At 68.3% G+C, this 249-nt stretch carries 1 pseudogene; it reads right to left on the bottom strand.

Annotated features, from left to right (window positions below):
* Positions 1-249 (bottom strand): annotated as a pseudogene (locus ACPYOM_RS23270) (DUF58 domain-containing protein); the annotation flags it as partial.

The raw sequence follows: 249 nt of genomic DNA, 5'->3' as shown, positions 1-249 counted from the left end.
GCCCAATGGACGCGGCGCATGGGATCCCCGTGCCGGTATTCACGGGTCATGATGTCATCGTCGCTTGGGTTGGCACGGATCCGCGTCGCCGTCACGCCGTCGTTCCCGCGGGCCCCGGCCAGGCCGGTGACGGGAAGCTCGACGGCGGCCGGTGTCACGGTGAGGAGGTCGCCGTCGTCGATTGAATGCCGCCGCAAGGACAGGCCGAAGGGATCGCTGAACTCGGCGGTTACCGGACCAATCCGGAAC

The organism is Monashia sp. HAY1-2A (genome assembly GCF_056755315.1).
The sequence above is the reverse complement of the archived record's forward strand: the minus strand, read 5'-3'. Positions and strand labels throughout refer to the sequence as shown.